The organism is Streptomyces sp. N50, from assembly GCF_033335955.1.
GTDB lineage: Bacteria > Actinomycetota > Actinomycetes > Streptomycetales > Streptomycetaceae > Streptomyces.
In genome coordinates, this window is the sequence record NZ_CP137549.1 from 1,099,245 (window position 1) to 1,124,874 (window position 25,630).

17 protein-coding genes, 3 rRNA genes and 1 riboswitch are annotated in these 25,630 nt (G+C 66.3%); of the genes, 4 read left to right on the forward strand and 16 right to left on the reverse strand.

What is annotated here, in order from left to right:
* Positions 1-63: 63 nt before the first annotated feature.
* Complete coding sequence (gene gcvP / locus R2B38_RS04500; protein WP_318015067.1) at positions 64-2,949, reverse strand: aminomethyl-transferring glycine dehydrogenase; 2,886 nt, start codon at positions 2,947-2,949, stop codon at positions 64-66.
* Between the two features lie 191 nt (positions 2,950-3,140).
* Positions 3,141-3,236, reverse strand: a riboswitch (glycine riboswitch).
* 114 nt (positions 3,237-3,350) lie between these two features.
* Between gcvP and R2B38_RS04505 the strand changes: the two genes are divergently transcribed.
* A complete protein-coding gene (locus tag R2B38_RS04505; RefSeq protein ID WP_318015068.1) occupies positions 3,351-3,722 on the forward strand; it encodes a PRC-barrel domain-containing protein in 372 nt (123 codons plus the stop codon).
* Here the strand turns inward: R2B38_RS04505 and R2B38_RS04510 are convergent.
* The 13 genes from R2B38_RS04510 to R2B38_RS04570 all read right to left on the reverse strand — a co-directional run bounded on the left by R2B38_RS04510 (position 3,644) and on the right by R2B38_RS04570 (position 19,188).
* A complete protein-coding gene (locus R2B38_RS04510) occupies positions 3,644-5,305 on the reverse strand; it encodes a DNA polymerase IV (protein ID WP_318015069.1) in 1,662 nt (553 codons plus the stop codon). The genes R2B38_RS04505 and R2B38_RS04510 overlap by 79 nt on opposite strands.
* A 57-nt stretch (positions 5,306-5,362) precedes the next feature.
* Positions 5,363-6,007, reverse strand: a complete 645-nt coding sequence (locus tag R2B38_RS04515; RefSeq protein ID WP_318015070.1) for a MerR family transcriptional regulator — start codon at positions 6,005-6,007, stop codon at positions 5,363-5,365.
* Between the two features lie 215 nt (positions 6,008-6,222).
* On the reverse strand, positions 6,223-6,696 hold the full coding sequence (locus R2B38_RS04520) for a bifunctional nuclease family protein (protein WP_006123076.1): 474 nt from the start codon (positions 6,694-6,696) through the stop codon (positions 6,223-6,225).
* A gap of 85 nt (positions 6,697-6,781) precedes the next feature.
* On the reverse strand, positions 6,782-7,519 hold the full coding sequence (locus tag R2B38_RS04525) for a MerR family transcriptional regulator (RefSeq protein WP_033287009.1): 738 nt from the start codon (positions 7,517-7,519) through the stop codon (positions 6,782-6,784).
* Between the two features lie 43 nt (positions 7,520-7,562).
* Entirely contained in the window at positions 7,563-8,444 is an 882-nt protein-coding gene (locus tag R2B38_RS04530; protein WP_318015071.1) for an FHA domain-containing protein, read from the reverse strand.
* Positions 8,445-8,505: 61 nt separating this feature from the next.
* Positions 8,506-9,342 carry a DUF881 domain-containing protein gene (locus R2B38_RS04535; RefSeq protein WP_318015072.1) on the reverse strand — a complete coding sequence of 279 codons (837 nt, stop codon included), beginning with the start codon at positions 9,340-9,342 and terminating at the stop codon, positions 8,506-8,508.
* A 5-nt stretch (positions 9,343-9,347) separates the two neighbouring features.
* The gene (locus tag R2B38_RS04540) at positions 9,348-9,680 is read right to left on the reverse strand and encodes a small basic family protein (protein ID WP_019059351.1); all 333 of its coding nucleotides are present in this window, start codon (positions 9,678-9,680) and stop codon (positions 9,348-9,350) included.
* On the reverse strand, positions 9,677-10,513 hold the full coding sequence (locus R2B38_RS04545) for a DUF881 domain-containing protein (protein WP_318021586.1): 837 nt from the start codon (positions 10,511-10,513) through the stop codon (positions 9,677-9,679). The genes R2B38_RS04540 and R2B38_RS04545 overlap by 4 nt, the downstream gene beginning before the upstream one ends.
* A 167-nt stretch (positions 10,514-10,680) precedes the next feature.
* Positions 10,681-13,176 (reverse strand): mannose-1-phosphate guanyltransferase, encoded by a 2,496-nt coding sequence (locus R2B38_RS04550; protein ID WP_318015073.1) that lies wholly within the window; start codon positions 13,174-13,176, stop codon positions 10,681-10,683.
* Between the two features lie 114 nt (positions 13,177-13,290).
* Positions 13,291-13,899 (reverse strand): CDP-alcohol phosphatidyltransferase family protein, encoded by a 609-nt coding sequence (locus R2B38_RS04555; protein WP_033287014.1) that lies wholly within the window; start codon positions 13,897-13,899, stop codon positions 13,291-13,293.
* 110 nt (positions 13,900-14,009) lie between these two features.
* Positions 14,010-14,126 (reverse strand): 5S ribosomal RNA (rrf, locus tag R2B38_RS04560).
* 91 nt (positions 14,127-14,217) lie between these two features.
* Positions 14,218-17,343, reverse strand: a 23S ribosomal RNA gene (locus tag R2B38_RS04565).
* Between the two features lie 317 nt (positions 17,344-17,660).
* Positions 17,661-19,188 (reverse strand): 16S ribosomal RNA (locus R2B38_RS04570).
* The 16S, 23S and 5S rRNA genes sit together here, the layout of an rRNA operon.
* Before the next feature lie 567 nt (positions 19,189-19,755).
* Between R2B38_RS04570 and R2B38_RS04575 the strand changes: the two genes are divergently transcribed.
* Positions 19,756-20,205, forward strand: coding sequence for a PTS glucose transporter subunit IIA (locus tag R2B38_RS04575; protein ID WP_318015074.1), 450 nt, complete (start codon positions 19,756-19,758; stop codon positions 20,203-20,205).
* Positions 20,206-20,284: 79 nt separating this feature from the next.
* The gene (ptsP, locus tag R2B38_RS04580; RefSeq protein WP_318015075.1) at positions 20,285-21,955 is read left to right on the forward strand and encodes a phosphoenolpyruvate--protein phosphotransferase; all 1,671 of its coding nucleotides are present in this window, start codon (positions 20,285-20,287) and stop codon (positions 21,953-21,955) included.
* Positions 21,956-22,049: 94 nt separating this feature from the next.
* Here ptsP and R2B38_RS04585 read toward each other — a convergent pair whose 3' ends face one another.
* Both R2B38_RS04585 and R2B38_RS04590 read right to left on the reverse strand, forming a co-directional pair.
* On the reverse strand, positions 22,050-22,946 hold the full coding sequence (locus tag R2B38_RS04585) for a hypothetical protein (RefSeq protein WP_318015076.1): 897 nt from the start codon (positions 22,944-22,946) through the stop codon (positions 22,050-22,052).
* Positions 22,947-22,968: 22 nt separating this feature from the next.
* Positions 22,969-24,177 carry an MFS transporter gene (locus tag R2B38_RS04590; protein WP_318015077.1) on the reverse strand — a complete coding sequence of 403 codons (1,209 nt, stop codon included), beginning with the start codon at positions 24,175-24,177 and terminating at the stop codon, positions 22,969-22,971.
* Positions 24,178-24,288: 111 nt separating this feature from the next.
* On the opposite strand from R2B38_RS04590, the gene R2B38_RS04595 reads away from it, so the two are divergent.
* Positions 24,289-25,614, forward strand: a complete 1,326-nt coding sequence (locus R2B38_RS04595) for an aminotransferase class I/II-fold pyridoxal phosphate-dependent enzyme (RefSeq protein WP_318015078.1) — start codon at positions 24,289-24,291, stop codon at positions 25,612-25,614.
* The last annotated feature ends 16 nt before the right edge of the window (positions 25,615-25,630 follow it).

Consider the following 25,630-nt stretch of genomic DNA (forward strand, 5'->3'; position numbering starts at 1 on the left):
AGCGCCCCATAGGGGCGCGGGGAACTGCGCGACCAGCCACGACGGCGCAGCAGCCAAAAGACGTCAGTCCTCGTACGCATCCAACGGCGGGCAGGAACAAACCAGGTTCCGGTCCCCAAACGCCTGGTCAATCCTGCGCACCGGCGGCCAGTACTTATCGGCAACGGAAACACCGGCCGGGAAGACAGCCTCCTCACGCGAGTAAGCGTGCCCCCACTCCCCACCCAACGCGGCAGCGGTGTGCGGCGCGTTCCGCAACGGGTTGTCCTCCGCAGGCCACTCCCCCGCCCCGACCTTCTCGATCTCCCCACGAATGGCAATCATCGCCTCGCAGAACCGATCCAGCTCGATCAGATCCTCGGACTCGGTCGGCTCGATCATCAGCGTCCCGGCCACCGGGAACGACATCGTCGGCGCGTGAAAGCCGTAGTCGATGAGCCGCTTCGCGATGTCGTCGACACTGACGCCCGTCGCCTTGCTGATCGGCCGCAGATCGATGATGCACTCGTGCGCGACAAGCCCACCGGGCCCGGTGTAGAGCACGGGGTAGTGCGGTTCGAGCCGCTTGGCGATGTAGTTCGCGCTGAGCACAGCCACCTGCGTGGCCCGCTTCAGCCCCTCGCCACCCATGAGCCGGACGTACGCCCAAGAGATCGGCAGAATCCCGGCGGAACCCCAGGGAGCCGCCGAGATCGGCCCAACTCCCGTCTCCGGCCCGGCCGCAGGCTGCAACGGGTGGTTCGGCAGATACGGCGCCAGATGCGCCCGCACACCCACCGGCCCGACCCCCGGACCCCCACCACCGTGCGGAATGCAGAACGTCTTGTGCAGATTCAGATGCGAGACGTCCCCACCGAAGTGCCCCGGCTTGGCAAGCCCCACAAGGGCGTTGAGGTTGGCCCCGTCGACGTAGACCTGCCCGCCCGCCTCGTGCACCTGCGCGCAGATGTCGGCGACGTGCTCCTCGAACACACCGTGCGTGGACGGGTACGTGATCATCAGCACCGACAGCTCGTCGCGGTACTGCTCGATCTTCGCCCGCAGATCCTCGACGTCGATCTCACCGTCCTCGGCGGTCTTGACGACGACGACCTTCATCCCGGCCATCACAGCGCTCGCGGCATTGGTCCCATGCGCGGACGAGGGGATGAGGCAGACGGTCCGCTGCTCATCGCCATTGGCCCGGTGGTACCCACGCACGGCGAGCAACCCGGCCAACTCGCCCTGCGAACCGGCATTCGGCTGCAACGACACCTTGTCGTACCCGGTGACCTCGGCGAGCCGCTCCTCCAACTCCCGGATGAGCGTGAGGTATCCCTGCGCCTGCTCGGCCGGCGCGAAGGGGTGCAGCTGCCCGAATTCGGGCCAGGTGACCGGCTCCATCTCGGTGGTCGCGTTGAGCTTCATCGTGCAGGAGCCGAGCGGAATCATGCCCCGGTCGAGCGCGTAGTCCCGGTCGGCGAGCCGCCGCAGATACCGCAGCATCGCGGTCTCGGAACGGTGGTCCCGGAAGACAGGGTGCGTGAGATAGGCATCGGTGCGCAGCAACCCGGCGGGCAACGTGTCCTCGGCGGACCCGTCCAACGTCTCAACATCCCCGTCGACCCCGAACGCGGTCCATACGGCGGCCAGTTGGTCCCGCGTGGTGGTCTCGTCACAGGCAATGGACACCTGGTCGGCGTCCACGAGGTACAGGTTGACGCCGTCCTCGCGGGCGGCGGCGACAACCTCGGAGGCCCGCCCCGGAACCCGCACAGTCAGCGTGTCGAAGTAGCCACCGTGCACGACCTCGACGCCACCGCCAGCGAGCCCGGCGGCGAGGATCGTGGCGTACCGGTGCGTCCGCCGCGCGATGCCCTTGAGCCCCTCGGGCCCGTGGTAGACGGCGTACATCCCGGCCATGACCGCAAGAAGCACCTGGGCGGTACAGATGTTGCTGGTGGCCTTCTCCCGGCGGATGTGCTGCTCACGCGTCTGCAGGGCGAGCCGGTAGGCCTTGTGCCCGTCGGCATCCACGGACACGCCCACGAGCCGCCCGGGCAGGCTGCGCGCGAACTTCTCGCGCACGGCCATGTATCCGGCGTGCGGCCCGCCGAAGCCCATCGGCACCCCGAACCGCTGCGTCGTACCGACCGCGATGTCCGCGCCCAGCTCACCCGGCGACTTCAGCAGCGTCAGCGCGAGCAGATCGGCGGCGACGGTGACGAGCGCGCCGAGCGCGTGCGCCTGCTCGATCAGCGGCTTGATGTCGCGTACGGCTCCGGAGGCGCCCGGGTACTGCACGAGCACGCCGTTGATCTCGCGCTCGGCGATCTCGGCCGGGATGCCCTCGCTGAGGTCGGCGACGACGATCTCGACACCGGCCGGCTCGGCGCGGGTCTCGATCACGGCGATGGTCTGCGGCAACGCGTCCGCGTCGACCAGGAAGAGCCCCTTCTTGTTCTTGCCCATGCGCCGCGAGAGCGCCACGGCCTCGGCGGCGGCGGTCCCCTCGTCGAGCAGGGAGGCACCGGAGGTGGGCAGCCCGGTCAGATCAGCAACCATCGTCTGGAAATTGAGAAGCGCTTCGAGCCGCCCCTGGGAGATCTCCGGCTGATACGGCGTGTAGGCCGTGTACCAGGCCGGGTTCTCCATGACGTTGCGCAGGATCACAGGCGGGGTGAAGGTCCCGTAGTACCCGAGCCCGATCATGGAACCGAGAACCTCGTTGCGGTCCGCGAGGGAACGCAGCTCGGCCAGCACCTCGGCCTCGGTACGGGCGCCCGGCAGGTCGAGGGAGTCGGCGTTCTTGATCACATCGGGGACCGCGGCGGCCGTGAGCTCGTCGAGCGAGCCGTAGCCGACCTGCGCGAGCATCTTGGCCCGCGCCTCCTGGTCGGGCCCGATGTGGCGCTGCTCGAACGGGATGCCCTGTTCGAGCTCGGAGAGCGGAATGCGGGGGGCAGTCATTTGGGAGGCCTCCTGGTCGGACACGACCTTCGGGGGACACCACGGCGGTGGGGTGCCCGGACGGCCTCCCCCTCTGTCATCTCAACCTGAGAGCTTCACCGGGCATCCCGAAGGGCACCCGGCTTTCACCGTCGGTGAGAGCGAGAACCGTCGACACCGTCGACGACACCCGCCCTGCTTTCCAGAGTGACCTCGTCCGTGCGGTACGTGAGCCTGAGAGATTCCGGGGAGGATTTGCTCCTTCGGCGCCTCCGGTGAAGTCTGGAGGACTCTCCCGCACGGGGTCAGCAGCCGTTCGCCAGCCTACCAGCGCGCGTTGAAGCCGAGCTTTCGAGTGGCCACCTTCCCCGATGTGCTCTTTTGTAGTGCTTACGGATGAGTTGCGACCAGGAGGAGGGCCCGTGCAGACCGATATCGATCCGCGCAACCTGATCGGCCGCAAGGCGTTCGACCGCACCGGCGCCAAGATCGGCACGATCGACGAGGTCTACCTCGACGACGCGACCGGCGAACCGGAGTGGGCGGCCATACGCACCGGCCTGTTCTCCAGAGACGCCTTCGTCCCCCTGGAGCCCAGCGAACTGATCGAAGGCACCCTGCACATCCCCTTCGACCGCTCCCTGATCAAGGACGCCCCCGACTTCGGAGTGGGCCGCCACCTCTCCCCGGACCAGGAGCTCCAGCTCTACCACCACTACGGCCTCGACGTGGGCCCGCCCCCGTCCCTCCCGGACCACGACTTCGGCAAGCTGGCGGGCTCGGACGACACCTGACCCGGTTCGACGCGCGACTCCTCGCCGGGTCTTCGGGTCTCCGGGGCTGTCGACACGGCGGGCGAGGCATGAGGGTCCGGCGCCGTCGAGTGTGTCGGCACGGTCGGCGAGACGTCGGCAGGCCCCGCGTCCGGTGGCAGCACCTCGGCCTGGGGAACGCCAGGGCCGGGCTCCGCCAACCCCGGCCGCTCGGCCGACCGTTCGCCGGTTCCACGCGCCGCCCACGGCATCGGCGCCAAGTCCTCCACCTCCCGGGTCACCAACGGCAACGGCTCCGCCGGCTCCAGCTCGGGATCATCGGTCCGGAACGTCCGCACCCGCCCCGGCCCCGCATCCTCAGGCGTCTCGAACCGCACCGTGACCCGCCCTAGCCCGCTCCCCTGCACCCACCCGTGCCCGAACCCGGCGTGGCGCACATCGTGCCCGGCGGGCCAGCGCCGCTCCACGGGCACTGCGGGCTCCTCGCCCCCGTCCTCCTCGGTGTGCTCCTCCTCAAGAAGGTCGGGCTCCCCCGCCGCCTGCGCGAACAGGTCCTCCTGCGTGTAGTCGGCGAGCCCGGAAACACCCACCCCGAGCAGCCGTACCCCACCCGTGGTGTCCACGGAGTCCAGCAACCGGGCCGCCGCCTCCCGCACCACCCCTGGATCGTCGGTGGGCCCACGCAGCGTCTCGGACCGGGTCAGCGTCGAGAAGTCGTACCGCCGCACCTTCAGCACGATGGTCCGCCCCGACAGCCCGGCCGCCCGCAGCCGCCGTACACACCGGTCGGCCAGCCGCTGCACCTCCAGGCCCACCCGGATCCGGTCATGGATGTCCACGTCGTACGTGTCCTCGACCGACACCGACTTGGTCTCCCGCTCGGCCACCACTGGCCGCTCGTCGTGCGCCAGCGCCATCGCGTACAGCCCGTGCCCGTGCGCCTTGCCGACCAGCCGGACGAGCTCGTCCTCGCCCGCCTCGGCGATCTCGTCGACCGTGGTGATGCCGGCCCGCCGCAGATGATCACCCGTCGCTGGCCCGACACCAGGCAGCGTGCGCACCGACAACGGCCCCAGCAGCGCCCGCTCGGTCCCCGGCTCGATCATCACCAGCCCGTCGGGCTTGGCCCGCTCGGAGGCGATCTTCGCGATCATCTTGGAGGCGGCCAGGCCCACCGACCCCGTGAGCCCCGTGACCGCCCGTATGTCGGCCCGCAGCCGCGCCCCGGCCAGCTGCGCCGACTCCGCGTCCCAGGCCGCTCCCCCGGCCTCCAGGTCCACGAACGCCTCGTCCAGGCTGAGCGGCTCCACCAGCGGCGACAACGCCCGCAGCAGCCCCATCACCTGCTCGCTGATCGACCGGTAGAACCCGAAGCGCGGCACGAGATACGCGGCGTTCGGAGCGAGCCGCCGCGCCTGGGCCATGGGCATCGCCGAGTTCACCCCGAAGACCCGCGCCTCGTACGACGCGGTCGCCACCACCCCGCGCGGCCCGAGCCCGCCCACGACGACGGCCTTCCCGCGCAGGCTCGGCTTGGATGCCTGCTCCGCCGAGGCGAAGAAGGCATCCATGTCGAGATGCAGGATCGTGGGCGCGGTTCTCACATCTCCGATGCTGCCCTACGCCACTGACAATGCCCCGCTACGGCTCCCGCCGGGCCCTCAGACGGCCCGGTTGCGCCGCCTGGCCAGCTCGTCGGCGGGGTTGGGCCCGACGAGCGTCTCACCGGTGTCGACGCGCTCCCCGTGCAGCTGCGACAGGGCGCTCTCGACATCTCGCCACACGACCCCCACGGCGATCCCGAAGACCCCCTGGCCGCCCTGGAGCAGCGCGTGCACCTCGTCCGGCGACGTGCACTCGTAGACCGTCGCGCCGTCGCTCATGAGCGTCATGCGCTCCAGATCGCGGAAGCCGCACTCCCGCAGGTGCAGGACGGCGCTGCGGATGTTCTGCAGCGACACACCCGTGTCGAGGAACCGCTTGACGATCTTCAGGACGACGACGTCCCGGAAGCTGTAGAGCCGCTGCGTCCCCGACCCGTGTGCGGGCCGCACGCTGGGCTCCACGAGCCCGGTGCGCGCCCAGTAGTCCAGTTGCCGATAGGTGATGCCGGCCGCCGCACAGGCCGTAGGCCCTCGGTAACCGATCTCCTCGGACGCCATGGACGTCGCCCCTCCGCTGCTCGGCACTGCCGCCGGCCGCTGCGGAATGCGATCGGCCGTACTGCCGTGAAGCGGGTACGGACATCTGTCCCCGAAACTGCGTTCCGGGGCACCCCCAGCCGTACCGTCGCCGCTGCTTCTCACGCCGACCTCCGTCCTTGACCTGCCTTCTCGACGGTAGGCAGTCACCAGGGGTGCGTCAACGATCGCCACACTCGGCACGCCGAGTGATAATCACCCAAGGAGTGGTTTCCCGTGTCCCACCGCGGGGAAAGGCTAGCCGAATGCGCTCGCGGAGAGTCGCAGGACGCTCTCACACGCCGGTGGCAAATGCCAGCATTTCCTCGCCGGCCCCCGGTTCACTGGCTGTTGGTGCCGAAGTCCTCGGGCGAGATCTGGTCGAGGAACTCGCGGAACTTCTCCACCTCGTCCTCCTGCTCGTCCGGGATCGCGATGCCCGCGTCGTCGAGCACACCGTCACTGCCGTAGATCGGCGTCCCGGTGCGCAGCGCCAGCGCTATGGCGTCGGACGGGCGGGCGCTCACCTCGACGCCGCTGGCGAAGACCAGCTCCGCGTAGAAGACGCCCTCCCGCAGATCCGTGATGCGCACTTCGGTCAGCTCCTGGCCGACGGCCTCCAGCACGTCCTTGAACAGGTCGTGGGTCAGCGGTCGTGCGGGGGCCATGCCCTGCTGAGCGAAGGCGATCGCCGTCGCCTCCCCGGGCCCGATCCAGATGGGGAGGTAGCGGTCGCCTCCCACTTCACGCAGGAGCACGATCGGTTGGTTGGAGGGCATTTCGACCCGGACACCTACGACATCGAGCTCGTTCACACAGCAACCCTAGGCCGTGCCCGGGACGTTTGGGTAGTCGGGCCGGGAACGGGTGACCGATCAGGCAGCCGCACAGCCGCCCGTCTCAGGGCAGGCGCACGCCCAGCGCGGTCTGCACCAGAGCGGCGTGCAGCTTCACCGTGAGCCCCGCCAGCTCCTTCGTACGGGCCTCCGCGTGGGCCCTGGTCTGCGGATTGCGGTGGCGCTTGAGCGGGGCCACCACCTGGTCGACGAGCCCGGCCTCACGGTCGGCGGCGGCCTTCATGGCGCGCAGATGCCGCGGCTCGATCCCGAACCGTCCAAGTTCGAGGACAAGTCCGGCCACGGTGACGGCTTCCGCGTCGTACACCCCGTCCGGCAGCGGGGCGATGAGTCCGTACGACTCCCACTCGTCGAGCTCCTGCTCGCCGATCCCGGCGGCGGCCATCAGCTCGGCCCGCCCGATCCGGGCCGCCGTGGGCCCCTCCACGGGCTCCAGGACGACCTCGCCGTCCCGCTGACGCCCCACGGTGGGCAGCGGCGCCGCCTCACCGCGCTCCATGGCGTCGAGGTGCTCGCGGATCACCTTGAGCGGCAGATAGTGGTCCCGCTGCATCCTCAGGACATGGCCGAGGCGCTCGACGTCGGCGGGGCTGAACTTGCGGTACCCGGAAGGGGTCCGCTGCGGCTCGATGAGGCCCTCCGACTCCAGGAACCGGATCTTGGAGATGGTGACCTCGGGGAACTCGTCGCGCAGCACGGTCAGCACCGTGCCGATGCTCATCAGCCCAGTGTCCGCGGCGGCGGTACCGTGTCCGGCACCGCCGCTCGGTGTTTGAAGCATGGACCTTCCTGGGGGAATCCCCCGGACCCAGTCCGAGGGAGGGTCAGTAACCCCGCTGGCTCGCGTAGAACACCAGCCGGTACTTGCCGATCTGCACTTCGTCACCGTTGGCCAGCGAGACCTGGTCGATGCGCTCGCGGTTGACGTACGTGCCGTTCAGGCTGCCGACGTCAGCGACCGTGAACGAACCGTCAGGAGAGCGCCGGAACTCCACATGGCGGCGCGAGACCGTCACGTCGTCCAGGAAGATGTCGCTCTGCGGATGACGGCCGGCCGTGGTCAGCTCGCCGTCCAGCAGGAAGCGGCTGCCCGAGTTCGGACCACGTCGCACCACCAGCAGCGCCGAGCCCAACGGCAGGGCGTCGACGGCGGCCTGTGCCTCCGGGGAGAGCGTGGGCATCTGCGTCTGACCGGTCACTTCGGCGTCGTAGGCCTCGAGACCGGAGATGGAGATCGTGGAGGTCGTCTCGGACGGACGCTCCGGGGTCGCGCCGGGGCGCAGCGGAGCACCGCAGTTGGAACAGAAGCGGCTGTTCTCCGCGTTGCGGTTACCGCACCTCGTACACACCAGGGCCGACATAGGGGAAAACCCTCCACCCGTACTTGAGGTTGACGGTTGCCCGAAACCTATGTCGCCGGACTGCGCAGGGTCAACCGACGGCGCGCCCTGGCCACCGACCTGGTCGCGGAACAGCGGGCGCTGGCCTTCTGCGTCCGGTTGTGCGCGGTGGCGAGCGGTCTGGCTGTCGCTGCCCTCTTTCGCACTCTTGCCGAACAACTTCGCAAACAACTTCACGGGCGATTCCCCTTGACCGAAACAGACCCGCCCGTGGGGCAGGACGAACCCTGATTGAACACACCGGTTGACCCGGACATCCTCACAACGTCCGTATCCACCAGACAGTTTCCACCACGCACCACCCAATCGGTGCGTCGACCCCCCGCAACCTCATGCCCTCGCCGGACGATCCCCATGCACCCCCGGTTCACTGGGAGGACGACCGAGCGTAGTCAGGCTGCTTCGCCGCCCGCAAGGCATCCACGACGATCTTGGCCGACCGCCCGACGGTAACGGTGGCCTGCTCCTTCTCGAGAGTCTGCACCACGCCTCCAGGGATGTTGAGCGCCGGTTCGAGATCCTGCGGCTTGCCGATGACCTTGAAACGATAGGGGGCGTTGATCTTGTTCCCGTCGACGCTCACGCTCTTGCCGGAGTCCGTCAGATACGTGTTGGCCACGACCCGTACGTCGTTCACCTGGATCGCCTCCGCGCCAGCCGCGCGCAGCTCCTGGACCGCGTCGAGCAGCATGTCCGCCTCGACCGTTCCCTTCGTGTCGTCGATGGTCATCGTGATGCCGGGTCCCTGCGCGGCCACGGTGCCCGCCAGAATGCCGAGTTGCTTCTCCTTCTCGGCCGTCTGCTTGCGTGCCTCCTCGGCCTGGTCGGAGCTGTTCTCCAGCTCGTCGCGCTGTTTCTGCAGACCCTGCTTCTCGTCTTCAAGACGCTGAGTACGGTCGTCCAGTTCATCGAGAATCCGCACAAGATCTTCCTGCCGTGCCCCACGCAGCGCGCTGTCGCTGTTGCTGTTCGAGGCGACCTGGACGGCCAACCCGAAACCGAGGCCGAACAGCAGCACCGCGACGATGAGTTGGGCCCGGCTCACACGCGGCGGCCACAGCCCCTGCACCAGCCGCTGCCGACCCGTCACGGTGGGCCCGGACTTCTCCTCTGGAATCGACGCCTCCGAGGAAGCAGACGCCTGGACCTCTTCGGGCAGTTCCCTGCGCAGCCTGTGTTCAGGTCGCTCGTCGTCGTTGCTCATCGACCTCACGCCCGGAAGACGTGCCGGCGAATGGCAGCCGCGTTGGAGAAGATCCGGATCCCGAGGACGACCACGACACCCGTGGACAGTTGGGCGCCGACGCCCAACTTGTCGCCCAGGAACACGATCAGGGCGGCCACGACCACGTTCGACAGGAACGACACCACGAAGACCTTGTCGTCGAAGATGCCGTCGAGCATGGCCCGCAGCCCGCCGAAGACCGCGTCGAGCGCCGCGACGACGGCGATCGGCAGATAGGGCTCCACGACCACCGGCACCTCAGGCCGGACCAGGATTCCGGCCACCACTCCCACGATGAGGCCCAGTACGGCGATCACGATGTGCCCTTCTCAGTTCTCGGCTGTGCTGTACGTACGATCACACTCGGCGCGGCGGGCAGCCGGAGATCACTCTCCACGGCGATGGTCGCCCTGATGCCGTAGTTGTCTTCCAGGGCGTGCAGATACAGCCCGTCGGCACCGTTCTGGAACCTGGTGCTCAGCCGTTTGCCGTCCCCCACCGCGAGCACCGTGTAAGGCGGTACCAGTGGCTTGTTGTCGACCAGTATCGCGTCACCCGCGGCCCTGATCGCGGACAGCGCCGTCAGCCGCTGCCCGTTGATGGAGACGGCCTCGGCGCCCGCCGCCCACAGTCCGTTGACGACACGCTGCATATCGCGGTCGCGCACCCGCCCGGTGTCGGAGAAGTCCGCGGTCTCACGCGGGTTGTCGCCCCCGCCGGAACTCGCTTCCTTGGCGTCGTCGACGACGAGTCTCACACCGGGGCCGTGCACCGCGGTGGCACCGGACAGCATGCTCACCAGGTCGGCCTGCCCACTGCCGCCGCTGGTCTTCAGCGCCGCCCGCTGCCGCGCGCTCACGTCGTCCCGGAGCGAGTCGACGGAACCCTCCAGCTTGTCCGCCGAAGTGGTCTCCTTGTCGATACGGTCGATCAGCTCCTGGCGCTCCTTGGCCACCACGGGGGCGGCCACCCGCGCCTGTGCCGCTCCTACGGTCACGACGAGCGCCGCCAGCACCAGGCCGGCGGCGAGCCCGAGCTTCGCCCGGAGTGTCTTCGGCATGCCACTCTCGCCCGCGGCCTTCTTCCGGGCGGCCGCTTCGGCGTAGCCGTCGTCGAGGCTGTGGTCCATGACATTGGTGAGCAGCGACATGGACGCGTCCGGGCGCGCAGGGCGCGTGGGTGTGCTCCGAACGGGGGGCTGCTGCGGCATGCCGCACATCGTCGCACGTGGTGGCCTGTACCTCCGAATGGCCCCACCGGCGTGCCGGACAGGCCCCCTTGGGGACGCATGTCCGGCACGCGCGCGTGCGTGGTGTTTTACCGTCCGGCGCTGTCCACGACCGCCGACCACTCGTCCAACAGGGCCTGCGCGGAGGCGTCGTCGGGCCCTTCGGCCCACAGATGAGTGACCGCCTCGGCGACGTCGGGCAGCACCATCACCCAACGCCCGTCCGTCTCCACGACCCGCACACCGTCCGTCGTATCGACAAAGCGATCTCCGGCCGCTTCCACGACCCGCCGCATCACAAGTCCCTTGACGGCCCAGGGAGTAGCCAGGTCCCGCTTCAGGACGTGCGCCCGCGGAATCCGGGCGTCGATCTGGCTCAGCGTCAACTGCGTCCGCGCCACCAGCCCGATGAGTCGTACGAAGGCTGCGGCGCCGTCGAAGACGCTGCTGAACTCCGGGATGATGAACCCAGCCTTGCCGTCCCCGCCGAAGATGGTCGTCTCGTCACGCCCGACCCTGGTCAGGTCGTCCGGCGAGGTCGTCGTCCACTCGACCTGGGTCCCGTGATACGCCGCCACCTGCTCGGCGATCCTCGTGGTGGTCACCGGCAGCGCCACCCGCCCGCTGCGCCGCTCCGCGGCCACCAGATCGAGCATCACGAGCAGGGCCCGGTCGTCCTCGACGATCCGCCCCTTCTCGTCGACGAGCGAGAGCCGCTCACCGACAGGGTCGAACCGCACCCCGAACGCGGCCCGCGCGGAGGCCACGATCTCGCCGAGCCGCACCAGCCCGGAGCGGCGCGTGTCCGCGGTCTCCGTCGGCCTGGACTCGTCGAGACCGGGATTGATCGTCAGCGAGTCCACACCGAGCTTGCCGAGCAGGCTGGGCAGCACGAGCCCGGCGCTGCCGTTCGACGCGTCCACGACGACCTTCAGACCGGATTCGGCGATCCCGGTCGTGTCGACATTCCTCAACAGCGACCCGGTGTACGAGTCGAAGACGCTGGCCGGGAAGTGCAGGTCCCCGATCTCACCGGGGAACGCGCGCCGGTACTCCTGCCGCGCGAACACCCGGTCCAACTTGCGCTGGCTCCCCTGCGAGAGGTCGGCGCCCTGGCTGTCGAAGAACATGATGTCGACGGAGTCCGGCACACCGGGCGTGGTCCGGATCATGATCCCGCCGGCACTCCCCCGCGCGGTCTGCTGCCGGGCCACGGGCAGTGGAACGTTCTCCAGGTCCCGTACGTCAATCGCGCTCGTCTGCAAGGCGGAGATCACCGCCCGCTTGAGCGCTCGGGCGCCTCGGGAGTGGTCGCGGGCCGTGGTGACCGTGGACCCCTTCTTGAGGGTCGTGGCGTAGGCGCCGGCGAGACGGACGACGAGCTCCGGGGTGATCTCCACGTTCAGGATTCCGGAGACACCGCGTGCGCCGAAGAGATGCGCCTGCCCTCTGTTCTCCCAGATGACCGACGTGTTGACGAAGGCACCGGCTTCGATCGTCTTGAACGGGTAGACCCGCACATTGCCCTGCACGATCGATTCTTCACCGATCAGGCACTCGTCACCGATGACCGCGCCGTCCTCGATCCGGGCCGCGCGCATGATGTCGGTGTTCTTTCCAACGACACAGCCACGAAGATTGCTGTGCTGACCCACGTACACGTTGTCGTGTACGACGGTCCTGTCCAGAAAAGCCCCGGCCTTCACGACGACGTTCGAACCGATGACGGTGTACTCACGGATTTCGGCACCGGCCTCGACCTTGGCGTAGTCACCGATGTACAGCGGCCCGCGAAGAACCGCGTCGGGGTGCACCTCGGCGCCCTCGGCCGCCCATACGCCCGGCGACAGCTCGAAGCCGTCGATCTCGACGTCGACCTTGCCCTCAAGGACATCGGCCTGCGCCTTCACATAGCTCTCGTGGGTACCGACGTCTTCCCAGTAGCCCTCGGCGATAAAGCCGTAGACCGGCTTGCCTTCCTTCATCAGCTGCGGGAAGACATCGCCTGACCAGTCGACGGGAACGTCGGCCTCGACATAGTCGAAGACTTCGGGCTCCATCACATAGATGCCCGTGTTCACCGTGTCGGAGAAGACCTGGCCCCAGGTCGGCTTCTCGAGGAAGCGCTCGACCTTTCCCTCTTCGTCGACGATGGTGATGCCGAATTCCAGCGGATTGGGCACCCGGGTCAGACAGACCGTGACCAGCGCACCCTTTTCCTTGTGGAAATTGATCAGTTCGGTGAGGTCGAAGTCGGTCAGGGCATCACCGGAGATGACGAGGAAGGCATCGTCCTTCAACGCCTCTTCGGCGTTCTTGACGCTTCCGGCGGTACCGAGTGGCTTCTCCTCATTGGCATACGAGAGCTCCATCCCGAGCTCTTCGCCGTCACCGAAGTAGTTCTTGACCAGTGAGGCCAGGAACTGCACGGTGACTACGGTCTCATTGAGCCCATGCCTTTTGAGCAGCCTGAGCACGTGCTCCATGATCGGTCGATTGACCACGGGCAACAGTGGCTTGGGCATGCTTGAGGTCATGGGGCGAAGGCGTGTGCCTTCGCCTCCGGCCATCACGACGGCCTTCATGTCGGAAGCGTCCTCCTCTGCGAGACGACGGTCTAGCCGACTTCACCAGTCCAGATTGTCCCGCACTTTTGCGCAACGGGCCATCGAGCGACTGTTACCGCCCAATCGGCAAGGTCAGTCGGCCATGGCGTCCGCACGCAGCAGGCGGCGGACTTGTACCACGTAGAGGACTCCTGCCCACCAATAGAGCGTTGTACCCCATCCTGCGAACGCCCATCCGAAAATCGCTGCGAGTGACGGAAGCCAACCACTTCCGTCACTGAGCAGCAACAACGGGAACGCGTACATCAGGTTGAACGTGGCAGCCTTGCCCAGGAAGTTCACCTGCAGCGGCGGATAGCCGTGCCGCCTGAGGATGCCCACCACCACCAGCAGGACCAGCTCTCGCGCAAGCAGTACGGCGGTCAACCAGATTGGCAGAATCTCGCGCCAGGTGAGTCCGACCAGAGTCGAGAGAATGTAGAGCCGGTCCGCGGCGGGATCAAGGAGCCGGCCAAGGCTGCTGATCTGGTTCCAGCGCCGCGCGAGCTTGCCGTCCAGGTAGTCGCTGATCCCACTCAGCATCAGCACCAGAAGCGCCCAGCCGTCGCTCTTGGGGCCACCGAACTCGGGCCTGAGGATCAACCACAGGAAGATGGGTACGCCGACCAGGCGCGCCATGCTGAGGATGTTCGGGATGGTGAGCACCCGCTCTGTCTGGACGCGGGTCTCTTGGACCTCCACCCGGGGGCCTCCTGTGGGAAAACGTTCCGACGATGCCCCCTGACCTTACCCCAACGCAAAAAAGCTCTGGCTCTTGGGCTGCATGCCCAAGAGCCAGAGCTCTAAAAGGAGTTCGGCGGCGTCCTACTCTCCCACAGGGTCCCCCCTGCAGTACCATCGGCGCTGTAAGGCTTAGCTTCCGGGTTCGGAATGTAACCGGGCGTTTCCCTCACGCTATGACCACCGAAACACTATGAAACAGACAACCGCACCATCACCGTGACCATGGCAATGGGGTTGTTCGTGGTTTCAGAACCAACACAGTGGACGCGAGCAACTGAGGACAAGCCCTCGGCCTATTAGTACCGGTCACCTCCACCCATTACTGGGCTTCCAGATCCGGCCTATCAACCCAGTCGTCTACTGGGAGCCTTAACCCCTCAAAGGGGGTGGGAACACTCATCTCGAAGCAGGCTTCCCGCTTAGATGCTTTCAGCGGTTATCCCTCCCGAACGTAGCCAACCAGCCATGCCCTTGGCAGAACAACTGGCACACCAGAGGTTCGTCCGTCCCGGTCCTCTCGTACTAGGGACAGCCCTTCTCAATGTTCCTGCGCGCGCAGCGGATAGGGACCGAACTGTCTCACGACGTTCTAAACCCAGCTCGCGTACCGCTTTAATGGGCGAACAGCCCAACCCTTGGGACCGACTCCAGCCCCAGGATGCGACGAGCCGACATCGAGGTGCCAAACCATCCCGTCGATATGGACTCTTGGGGAAGATCAGCCTGTTATCCCCGGGGTACCTTTTATCCGTTGAGCGACGGCGCTTCCACAAGCCACCGCCGGATCACTAGTCCCGACTTTCGTCCCTGCTCGACCCGTCGGTCTCACAGTCAAGCTCCCTTGTGCACTTACACTCAACACCTGATTGCCAACCAGGCTGAGGGAACCTTTGGGCGCCTCCGTTACTCTTTAGGAGGCAACCGCCCCAGTTAAACTACCCATCAGACACTGTCCCTGATCCGGATCACGGACCCAGGTTAGACATCCAGCACGACCAGACTGGTATTTCAACGACGACTCCCCCTGAACTGGCGTCCAGAGTTCACAGTCTCCCAGCTATCCTACACAAGCCGAACCGAACACCAATATCAAACTGTAGTAAAGGTCCCGGGGTCTTTCCGTCCTGCTGCGCGAAACGAGCATCTTTACTCGTAGTGCAATTTCACCGGGCCTATGGTTGAGACAGTCGAGAAGTCGTTACGCCATTCGTGCAGGTCGGAACTTACCCGACAAGGAATTTCGCTACCTTAGGATGGTTATAGTTACCACCGCCGTTTACTGGCGCTTAAGTTCTCAGCTTCGCCACCCCGAAGAGTGACTAACCGGTCCCCTTAACGTTCCAGCACCGGGCAGGCGTCAGTCCGTATACATCGCCTTACGGCTTCGCACGGACCTGTGTTTTTAGTAAACAGTCGCTTCTCGCTGGTCTCTGCGGCCACCCCCAGCTCAAGGAGTAAATCCTCTCACCGGTGATGGCCCCCCTTCTCCCGAAGTTACGGGGGCATTTTGCCGAGTTCCTTAACCATAGTTCACCCGAACGCCTCGGTATTCTCTACCTGACCACCTGAGTCGGTTTAGGGTACGGGCCGCCATGAAACTCGCTAGAGGCTTTTCTCGACAGCATAGGATCATCCACTTCACCACAATCGGCTCGGCATCAGGTCTCAGACTATGTGTGATCCGGATTTGCCTAGACCACGTCCTACACCCTTACCCCGGGACAACCACCGCCCGGGATGGACTACCTTCCTGCGTCACCCCATCACTCACCTACTAACCGCTTGGGCCGGCGGCTCCACCACTTTCCATTCCCCGAAGGGTCCGGAACGGCTTCACGGCCTTAGCATCACGATGCTCGATGTTTGACGCTTCACAGCGGGTACCGGAATATCAACCGGTTATCCATCGACTACGCCTGTCGGCCTCGCCTTAGGTCCCGACTTACCCTGGGCAGATCAGCTTGACCCAGGAACCCTTAGTCAATCGGCGCACACGTTTCTCACGTGTGTATCGCTACTCATGCCTGCATTCTCACTCGTGAACCGTCCACCACTAGCTTCCGCTGCGGCTTCACCCGGCACACGACGCTCCCCTACCCATCCCAGCACCCGTTGGGGCTTAATTGCTGGAATGACACGACTTCGGCGGTACGCTTGAGCCCCGCTACATTGTCGGCGCGGAATCACTAGACCAGTGAGCTATTACGCACTCTTTCAAGGGTGGCTGCTTCTAAGCCAACCTCCTGGTTGTCTCTGCGACTCCACATCCTTTCCCACTTAGCGTACGCTTAGGGGCCTTAGTCGATGCTCTGGGCTGTTTCCCTCTCGACCATGGAGCTTATCCCCCACAGTCTCACTGCCGTGCTCTCACTTACCGGCATTCGGAGTTTGGCTAAGGTCAGTAACCCGGTAGGGCCCATCGCCTATCCAGTGCTCTACCTCCGGCAAGAAACACACGACGCTGCACCTAAATGCATTTCGGGGAGAACCAGCTATCACGGAGTTTGATTGGCCTTTCACCCCTAACCACAGGTCATCCCCCAGGTTTTCAACCCTGGTGGGTTCGGTCCTCCACGAAGTCTTACCTCCGCTTCAACCTGCCCATGGCTAGATCACTCCGCTTCGGGTCTTGAGCGCGCTACTATATCGCCCTGTTCGGACTCGCTTTCGCTACGGCTTCCCCACACGGGTTAACCTCGCAACACACCGCAAACTCGCAGGCTCATTCTTCAAAAGGCACGCAGTCACGACGTTGCATGCAAGCATGCAACGCGACGCTCCCACGGCTTGTAGGCACACGGTTTCAGGTACTATTTCACTCCGCTCCCGCGGTACTTTTCACCATTCCCTCACGGTACTATCCGCTATCGGTCACCAGGGAATATTTAGGCTTAGCGGGTGGTCCCGCCAGATTCACACGGGATTTCTCGGGCCCCGTGCTACTTGGGTGTCTCTCAAACGAGCCGTTGACGTTTCGACTACGGGGGTCTTACCCTCTACGCCGGACCTTTCGCATGTCCTTCGCCTACATCAACGGTTTCTGACTCGTCCTGTCGCCGGCAGACGACAGAAGAGAGATCCCACAACCCCGTATACGCAACCCCTGCCGGGTCTCACACGCATACGGTTTGGCCTCATCCGGTTTCGCTCGCCACTACTCCCGGAATCACGGTTGTTTTCTCTTCCTGCGGGTACTGAGATGTTTCACTTCCCCGCGTTCCCTCCACTTGCCCTATGTGTTCAGGCAAGGGTGACAGCCCATGACGACTGCCGGGTTTCCCCATTCGGAAACCCCCGGATCAAAGCCTGGTTGACGACTCCCCGGGGACTATCGTGGCCTCCCACGTCCTTCATCGGTTCCTGGTGCCAAGGCATCCACCGTGCGCCCTTAAAAACTTGGCCACAGATGCTCGCGTCCACTGTGCAGTTCTCAAACAACGACCAACCACCCGTCACACACCACTCACGCGATGTTTTACCGGGGTCGGCACTGAAGGCAGCTGATAACAGCCGTACCTTCAGACACCCAACAGCGTGCCCGGCATCCCCGTCACTCGTGATCAGCTTTCCACGCTCCGAAGAGCAGTACTTGCAGCCCGAGATGAGCAGCGACACCGAATAATCAACGTTCCACCCTTGAGCAACCAGCACCGGACATTCGCCGATGTACTGGCCTCTGACCAAGTTCCCGAAGGTTCTTGGTAAGAAGTGCTCCTTAGAAAGGAGGTGATCCAGCCGCACCTTCCGGTACGGCTACCTTGTTACGACTTCGTCCCAATCGCCAGTCCCACCTTCGACAGCTCCCTCCCCACAAGGGGGTTGGGCCACCGGCTTCGGGTGTTACCGACTTTCGTGACGTGACGGGCGGTGTGTACAAGGCCCGGGAACGTATTCACCGCAGCAATGCTGATCTGCGATTACTAGCAACTCCGACTTCATGGGGTCGAGTTGCAGACCCCAATCCGAACTGAGACCGGCTTTTTGAGATTCGCTCCACCTCACGGTATCGCAGCTCATTGTACCGGCCATTGTAGCACGTGTGCAGCCCAAGACATAAGGGGCATGATGACTTGACGTCGTCCCCACCTTCCTCCGAGTTGACCCCGGCGGTCTCCTGTGAGTCCCCGTCACCCCGAAGGGCACGCTGGCAACACAGGACAAGGGTTGCGCTCGTTGCGGGACTTAACCCAACATCTCACGACACGAGCTGACGACAGCCATGCACCACCTGTACACCGACCACAAGGGGGGCACTATCTCTAATGCTTTCCGGTGTATGTCAAGCCTTGGTAAGGTTCTTCGCGTTGCGTCGAATTAAGCCACATGCTCCGCTGCTTGTGCGGGCCCCCGTCAATTCCTTTGAGTTTTAGCCTTGCGGCCGTACTCCCCAGGCGGGGAACTTAATGCGTTAGCTGCGGCACCGACGACGTGGAATGTCGCCAACACCTAGTTCCCACCGTTTACGGCGTGGACTACCAGGGTATCTAATCCTGTTCGCTCCCCACGCTTTCGCTCCTCAGCGTCAGTAATGGCCCAGAGATCCGCCTTCGCCACCGGTGTTCCTCCTGATATCTGCGCATTTCACCGCTACACCAGGAATTCCGATCTCCCCTACCACACTCTAGCTAGCCCGTATCGAATGCAGACCCGGGGTTAAGCCCCGGGCTTTCACACCCGACGTGACAAGCCGCCTACGAGCTCTTTACGCCCAATAATTCCGGACAACGCTTGCGCCCTACGTATTACCGCGGCTGCTGGCACGTAGTTAGCCGGCGCTTCTTCTGCAGGTACCGTCACTTGCGCTTCTTCCCTGCTGAAAGAGGTTTACAACCCGAAGGCCGTCATCCCTCACGCGGCGTCGCTGCATCAGGCTTTCGCCCATTGTGCAATATTCCCCACTGCTGCCTCCCGTAGGAGTCTGGGCCGTGTCTCAGTCCCAGTGTGGCCGGTCGCCCTCTCAGGCCGGCTACCCGTCGTCGCCTTGGTGAGCCATTACCTCACCAACAAGCTGATAGGCCGCGGGCTCATCCTGCACCGCCGGAGCTTTTAACCCCCACACATGAGTGCAGGAGTGTTATCCGGTATTAGACCCCGTTTCCAGGGCTTGTCCCAGAGTGCAGGGCAGATTGCCCACGTGTTACTCACCCGTTCGCCACTAATCCCCACCGAAGTGGTTCATCGTTCGACTTGCATGTGTTAAGCACGCCGCCAGCGTTCGTCCTGAGCCAGGATCAAACTCTCCGTGAATGTTTTCCCGTAATCGGGACCACATACACGAGAGCGGAACAGTCAGGCGGAATAAGCCCGACCGTTCACAGCGTCCTCGCTGTATGTTTTCTTCAAAGGAACCTCGCCCCAACCATCCGAAGATGTTTGGAGACGGGGTATCAACATATCTGGCGTTGATTTTTGGCACGCTGTTGAGTTCTCAAGGAACGGACGCTTCCTTTGTACTCACCCTCTCGGGCTTTCCTCCGGGCTTCCCTTCGGTGTTCCAAACTCTATCAGTGTTTTTCCGGCCCCCTGACCACCGTCCTGCAGGCATGCAGAAGGTGACCCCGGGATAGGATCTGACAAGTTGGGTGCTGCCAGGCCAAGCAAAGACGCTTGGTCGCGTCGCTCGGCCTCAAGCAGGAGTACGACTGTACATGCGGCCGTAGAGCAGGTGCAAATCGATTAGAGGTGTGGTCTAGACCACTAATCCGGACCTCTCAGGCGGAACCGGTACTACATATGACATACCCTGCTGCTCAGTGTGCCGTCCGGGACAGATAGTGACGGCCCCATCACATTTCCACCCCTGGGAGGCTTCCCATGACCAGCGTGACGTCCCCTCTCGCAGGACGTGCCATCGGACTGACGGAGGTGCCGGATCCGGTCTTCGCCGGAGCCATGGTCGGCCCCGGCATGGCCATCGACCCCGTACGTGAGCCTTCCGAGGCTGTCTCTCCCGTGGACGGAGTGATCGTCTCCCTCCACCCGCACGCCTTCGTCGTCGTGGACTCTGACGGACACGGTGTGCTCATTCACCTCGGGATCGACACCGTCCAGCTCAATGGCGAGGGCTTCGAGCTGCTCGTCAACAAGGGCGACACCGTGACCCGGGGCCAGAGCGTCGTGCGCTGGAACCCGGCCGCGGTCGAGGCCGCCGGCAAGTCCCCGGTGTGCCCGGTCGTGGCTCTCGAAGCAACGGCCGACGCGCTCTCCGATCTCCGCGAGGACGGCGATGTGAAGGCCGGCGACAGTCTCTTCACCTGGGCGTGACGTCAGTGCCGTCTCAATGACGGCGAGCAGGACAACCACCGCGGCGGCGGGACCCGCCGCACTATCGGAGACGGGTGAGATGGAGACAACGCTGCGAGGCGTCGGTGTGAGCCACGGTGTGGCGATCGGCGAGGTTCGGCACATGGGGACGGCGGTTCTGGAACCGCCTGCCAAGCAGATTCCGGTGGAGGACGCGGAGCGTGAACAGGGGCGCGCCCGCCAAGCCGTGGACGCTGTGGCGGCCGACCTGATGGCGCGCGGCAATCTGGCGGGGGGCGAAGCCCAGGCGGTGCTCGAGGCGCAGGCCATGATGGCCCAGGACCCCGAGCTGATGGCGGACGTGGAACGTCGTATCGCCGTCGGCAGTACCGCGGAGCGGGCCGTCTATGACGCCTTCGCCGCCTACCGTGCTCTGCTGGCCGGTGCCGGTGAGTATCTCGCCGGCCGGGTGGCCGACCTCGATGACGTGCGGAACCGTATCGTCGCCCGGTTGCTCGGGGTGCCGATGCCGGGTGTTCCGGACAGCGACGAGCCGTACGTCCTTATTGCCCGTGACCTCGCGCCTGCTGATACGGCGCTGCTGGACCCGACGCTGGTGCTCGGTTTCGTCACCGAGGAGGGTGGGCCGACGAGTCACAGCGCGATCCTGGCGCGGGCGCTCGGTGTGCCGGCCGTGGTGGCGCTGCCGGGGGCCGGGGAGTTGGCCGAGGGCACGGTCGTCGCCGTGGACGGCAGCACCGGTGAGATCTTCGTGAACCCCAGTGATGAGAAGAAGGAGCAGCTGGAGGCCGCGGCCGCCGCGCGCAAGGCCGCTCTCTCCGCTTCTACGGGTCCTGGTGCCACCTCCGACGGGCACAAGGTGCCGCTGCTGGCCAATGTCGGCGGGCCTGCTGATCTACCGGCCGCGCTGGAGGCGGGGGCCGAGGGTGTGGGGCTCTTCCGTACCGAGTTCCTTTTTCTGGACGACAGCAAGAACGCGCCGTCCGAGGAGAAGCAGGTCGAGGCCTACCGGCAGGTGCTCGAGGCGTTCCCCGAGGGGCGTGTCGTCGTGCGGGTGCTGGACGCGGGCGCGGACAAGCCGCTGGACTTCCTGACGCCAGCCGATGAGCCGAACCCGGCTCTGGGTGTGCGCGGTCTGCGGTCGTTGCTCGACCACCCCGATGTGCTGCGCACTCAGCTGACGGCGCTGGCGAAGGCCGCCGAGGGGCTGCCGGTCTACCTCGAGGTCATGGCGCCGATGGTCGCGGACCGTGCGGACGCGAAGGCGTTCGCGGACGCGTGCCGGGGGGCCGGGCTGCGGGCGAAGTTCGGTGCGATGGTGGAGATTCCGTCGGCCGCGCTGCGGGCGCGCTCGATTCTGCAGGAGGTCGAGTTCCTGTCGCTGGGGACCAACGACCTCGCGCAGTACACCTTCGCCGCCGACCGTCAGGTGGGTGCGGTGTCCCGGCTGCAGGATCCGTGGCAGCCCGCGCTGCTCGACCTGGTCGCGATGTCCGCGGAGGGGGCGAAGGCCGAGGGCAAGAGCTGTGGTGTCTGCGGTGAGGCCGCGTCCGACCCGCTGCTGGCTTGTGTGCTGACCGGTCTGGGGGTCACCTCGCTTTCCATGGGTGCGGCTTCGATTCCTTATGTGCGCTCGACGCTGGCGAAGTACACGCTGGCGCAGTGCGAGCGGGCCGCGCTGGCCGCGCGCGCCGCGGACAGTGCCGAGGAGGCGCGCGCGGCGGCTCAGGCCGTACTGTCCGGCGAATAGGCAAGTGAGCAGCTAGGCAGACGGTCGGGCGGCAAGCCGTCCGTCTGCTGTGATTCAGGGGCGCCCCACCACTGGTGGGGCGCCCCTGTCGTGCTCAGTGGTGGTGTCCTCCCGAGGGCTGCTCCAGGTCTCCGAGGTCGGGCGGCACGCAGTAGTCGACGCCTGATTCCGGGGAGATGAGGTCGCCTGATTCGACGTCGGTGCAGTAGGCGTCGAAGACCTCGCCGGCGGTCAGGGCTTCGAGGCCGTCGCCGCGCAGGCGCCAGCCGTAGATGCAGTCGGGGAGGTCGGGGCTGGTGGTGCGCATGACGAGGCCGCCGGGGCTTCGGGTGGCGAGGCCGAGGGCGAGGATCGTGGTGAATTCGAGGGACTCGGCGTCGTCCAGGTGTGTGGTGCCGTCCTCGTCCTGGTCGGCGTGGAGGACGGAGACGATGGTTTCCGGTGCTCCCGAGACGCTGCAGACGAGGTGTCGGTTGCCGGGTCGGGCTGTGTCGAGGATGCGGACGAGGAGGCCGGAGGCCCGGGTGAAGGCGGCGCGGCCGATGTCCTCGCCGCAGGAGGCGCAGGCGCCGAGGCGGGCGAGGAGTGTGGTCGCGTACTCCCAGGTCGCCTGGCGTACGGCCTCGTCGACCAGGGCCGGGAGGAGGTCGGCCAGTGGCTGGCCTTCGTAGAGCAGGGTGGGGCCGGTCGCGGCGAGTTCGGCGGTGAAGCGGGCGCGGCTCGACGGGTTGTCGGGGTCGAGGCCGCTGCCGGCGCAGAACTCGGCGTATTCCTGGGGGTCGAAGAGGGCCACGCTGGTGTGGCTGCCCTGGAGGGCGCGGCTCCTGAGGAGGGCCTCGACCTGCTGGAGGTAGGCGGTGTGGTCGTCGAAGGTGAAGCTGCGATAGCGCCGCATGACGCTGAAGTCCTGCTCGTCGGTCAGCAGACCGATGGTTCCCGCGATTTCGCGGCGCAGAACGCGTCGCATGGTCTGGTGGTCGGTGTGCGCCATGTTTCCCCCTGTGCGCGGTTGATCAATGCTCACTCACAGTAACCGGCGGCACTGACAACGGCGTCTGAGCGAGCGGTTCGCGGACCAGACGGTGCTGAATCATGCAGGTCAGAGCGATGGCGGCGCCGAAGACGGTCCAGCCGAGGGGGCCGGTGGCGATGGCCGCGGTGACCGCGAGTGGACCGACGCTGCGCTGGGTGGACTGGGCGAGTCCGTGCACGCCGAGGTAGGTGCCCTGTGCGGTGTCGGGTGCGAGGGCGACGGAGAGTTCCCACGAGATGGTCGCGTGCAGCATTTCCGCCATGGTGAAGGCGGCCGCCGAGGCGGTGAGGAGCACGATCGCCGTGACGGTTCCGCCGGTGGCCGAGAGCGCCAGGGTGGCGCCGCCCAGGGCGAAGGCGATGGAGAGCGGTATCAGCAGGTTGCGGGTGGCCGCCGTCGTGGTGGCGAAGCGGGCCAGGGGGACGATGAACGCCACCACCATCACGTTGTTGAGGACCATCAGCAGGGGCGCCAGTCCGTGCGGTGCGTCGCCGGCGTGGGCGATCCAGAGCGGCAGGCCGACCTTGAAGACGGCGTCGTCGAGGAAGAGGACGGTCTCGGTCGCGACGTACGCGAGGTAGGTGCGGTCGCGCCAGGGGTTCGGTGGCTTGCTCGCGGGTGGCGCGTTCTTCGACGTCGCGAGGGTGCGGGTCGGTGACGGGGGTTCACCGCAGCGCAGGGTGAGGGTCGCGACCGCGACGAAGGAGAGGGCGTCGCCGAGGAGGAGCCAGTGGTAGGCGGCGGTTGTGCCGAGAGCGAGGGCGGCCGCGGCGGTGAGACCGCCCAGGGCCCAGCCCGCGTTGGCCGCGGTGCGGCTGATGGCCTGGTAGCGGATGCGGTCCGGACCTGCGACGCGGGTGGCGTAGAGCTTGGTGAGCACGTTGGCGGCGCGGTCCCCGAAGCCGCCGGCGGCCGAGAAGACGATCAGCAGGACGTAGTTGTCCGTGGTGAGCAGGGCGAACGAGGCCAGGGCGCGCAGGAGTTGGAGGGCGACGAGCACGCGGGTGAGCGGGAACCGGTCGGCCAGGCGCCCTCCCAGGGGTGCGCCGGCGATGCCGATGGCTCCGGCGATCGCGGCGAGGGTGCCCACCTGGGCCACGGAGAGATGCGAGACGTAGGTGAAGTACAGGACGGACACGGACGCCCACAGGCCGCTGCCGGTGCGGTCGACGAGGGCGATCGCGAGCATTCTGCGGCCGTCGCGCCCTCCCGGGATGCGTTTCGGCCGTAGGGCTGCGCCGCGCGTCGTAACCACTGCTCCCCCTTGCGTTGAATTATGTATTGATACATAGTGATCGACGTGGCAATACAATATGGGATCAGTGGTACGACGGCCAAGGGGATTGCCGCGTCCGTCGAACGGCGTGTGGCCGAGGGGGTGTTGGGGCCGGGTGCCGCGCTGCCTCCGGTGCGGCGGCTCGCGGACGGGCTCGGGGTGAGTCCGGGGACCGTGGCCACGGCGTACAAGGAGTTGCGGCAGCGGGGCATCGTCGTCACGCGCGGGCGGGGCGGGACGGTGGTGGCGCAGGCTCCCGCGGTGGCGTCGCGGCGGCCGCCCCGGGTCCCGGAAGGCTTGCGGGACTTGGCCGGTGGGCACCCCGATCCGGCGTTCCTGCCGGCCCTGGTACCGCCTTCGCGGCTCTCCCCCGGTGCGCGGTCCCACCGGTCGACGCCACGGCTGGCGCGGTTGGAGGAGACCGTACGGGACTGGCTCCGGCCCGACGGTGTGCCCGTGGAGCACGTGACCTTCGCGCACGGGGCGCTGGATCTGATCGGGCGGCTGCTGTCCGTGGAGCTCCGGCCCGGGGATGCCGTGGCCATGGAGGACCCCGGTTATCACCATCTGCTGGATCTGGTCACGGCGTTGGGGCTGCGGATGGTGCCTGTCGCCGTGGACGACGAGGGCATGCGACCCGATGCCCTGCGCGCGGCGCTGCGCGTGGGTGTGCGCGCCGTGGTGTGCAGTCCCAGGGCGCAGAATCCGTACGGGGGCTGCTTCTCGGCCGCGCGTCGGGACGCGCTCGTCGAGGTGCTCCGGGATGAGCCGGAGGTACTGGTCGTGGAGAACGATCACGCGTCCTCCGTGGCGGCCGCTCCCCTGTGGTCGCTGACGTCCGGTGGGCTGTCGCGTTGGGTGCATGTGCGGACGGTGAGCAAGTTCCTCGGCACCGACCTGCGGTGGGCCGCGGCCGCCTGCGACCCGGTCACGCTGGCGCGGCACGACGGGCGGTTGCTGCTGACGTCCGGCTGGGTCAGCCATCTCCTCCAGGAGACCGTCCACGGGCTGATGACGGACGACGGCACGCGCGCGTTGGTCACGCGCGCGCAGGAGGCGTACGTGCTGCGCCGGGAGACCCTCCGCGAGGAGTTGAGCGGGCGGGGAATCGAGGCGCACGGTGCGAGCGGGATGAACCTCTGGGTGCCCGTGCGGGACGAGTCCGCCGTGGTCAACGGGCTGCGGTCGTACGGCTGGTGGGTCGCCGCGGGGGCGCGGTTCCGGCTGTCGTCCGAGCCGGGCGTACGGATCTCCGTCACCGACCTCGAACGCGCCGACGCGGTGCGGCTGGCCTCGGACTTCGCCGCTGTGCTCGGCGAGGGTGAGTCCGAGGCCACCTATGGAGGGTGATCGTCCTCTACGGGAG

Bases quoted from the DNA above. Each gene is read 5' to 3' on its own strand.
- gcvP (WP_318015067.1), bottom strand. From the start codon at position 2,949: ATGACTGCCCCCCGCATTCCGCTCTCCGAGCTCGAACAGGGCATCCCG.
- R2B38_RS04525 (WP_033287009.1), bottom strand. From the start codon at position 7,519: ATGCTTCAAACACCGAGCGGCGGTGCCGGACACGGTACCGCCGCCGCG.
- R2B38_RS04535 (WP_318015072.1), bottom strand. From the start codon at position 9,342: ATGAGCAACGACGACGAGCGACCTGAACACAGGCTGCGCAGGGAACTG.
- R2B38_RS04545 (WP_318021586.1), bottom strand. From the start codon at position 10,513: ATGTCGCTGCTCACCAATGTCATGGACCACAGCCTCGACGACGGCTAC.
- R2B38_RS04550 (WP_318015073.1), bottom strand. From the start codon at position 13,176: ATGAAGGCCGTCGTGATGGCCGGAGGCGAAGGCACACGCCTTCGCCCC.
- R2B38_RS04575 (WP_318015074.1), top strand. From the start codon at position 19,756: ATGACCAGCGTGACGTCCCCTCTCGCAGGACGTGCCATCGGACTGACG.
- ptsP (WP_318015075.1), top strand. From the start codon at position 20,285: ATGGAGACAACGCTGCGAGGCGTCGGTGTGAGCCACGGTGTGGCGATC.
- R2B38_RS04585 (WP_318015076.1), bottom strand. From the start codon at position 22,946: ATGGCGCACACCGACCACCAGACCATGCGACGCGTTCTGCGCCGCGAA.
- R2B38_RS04590 (WP_318015077.1), bottom strand. From the start codon at position 24,177: ATGCTCGCGATCGCCCTCGTCGACCGCACCGGCAGCGGCCTGTGGGCG.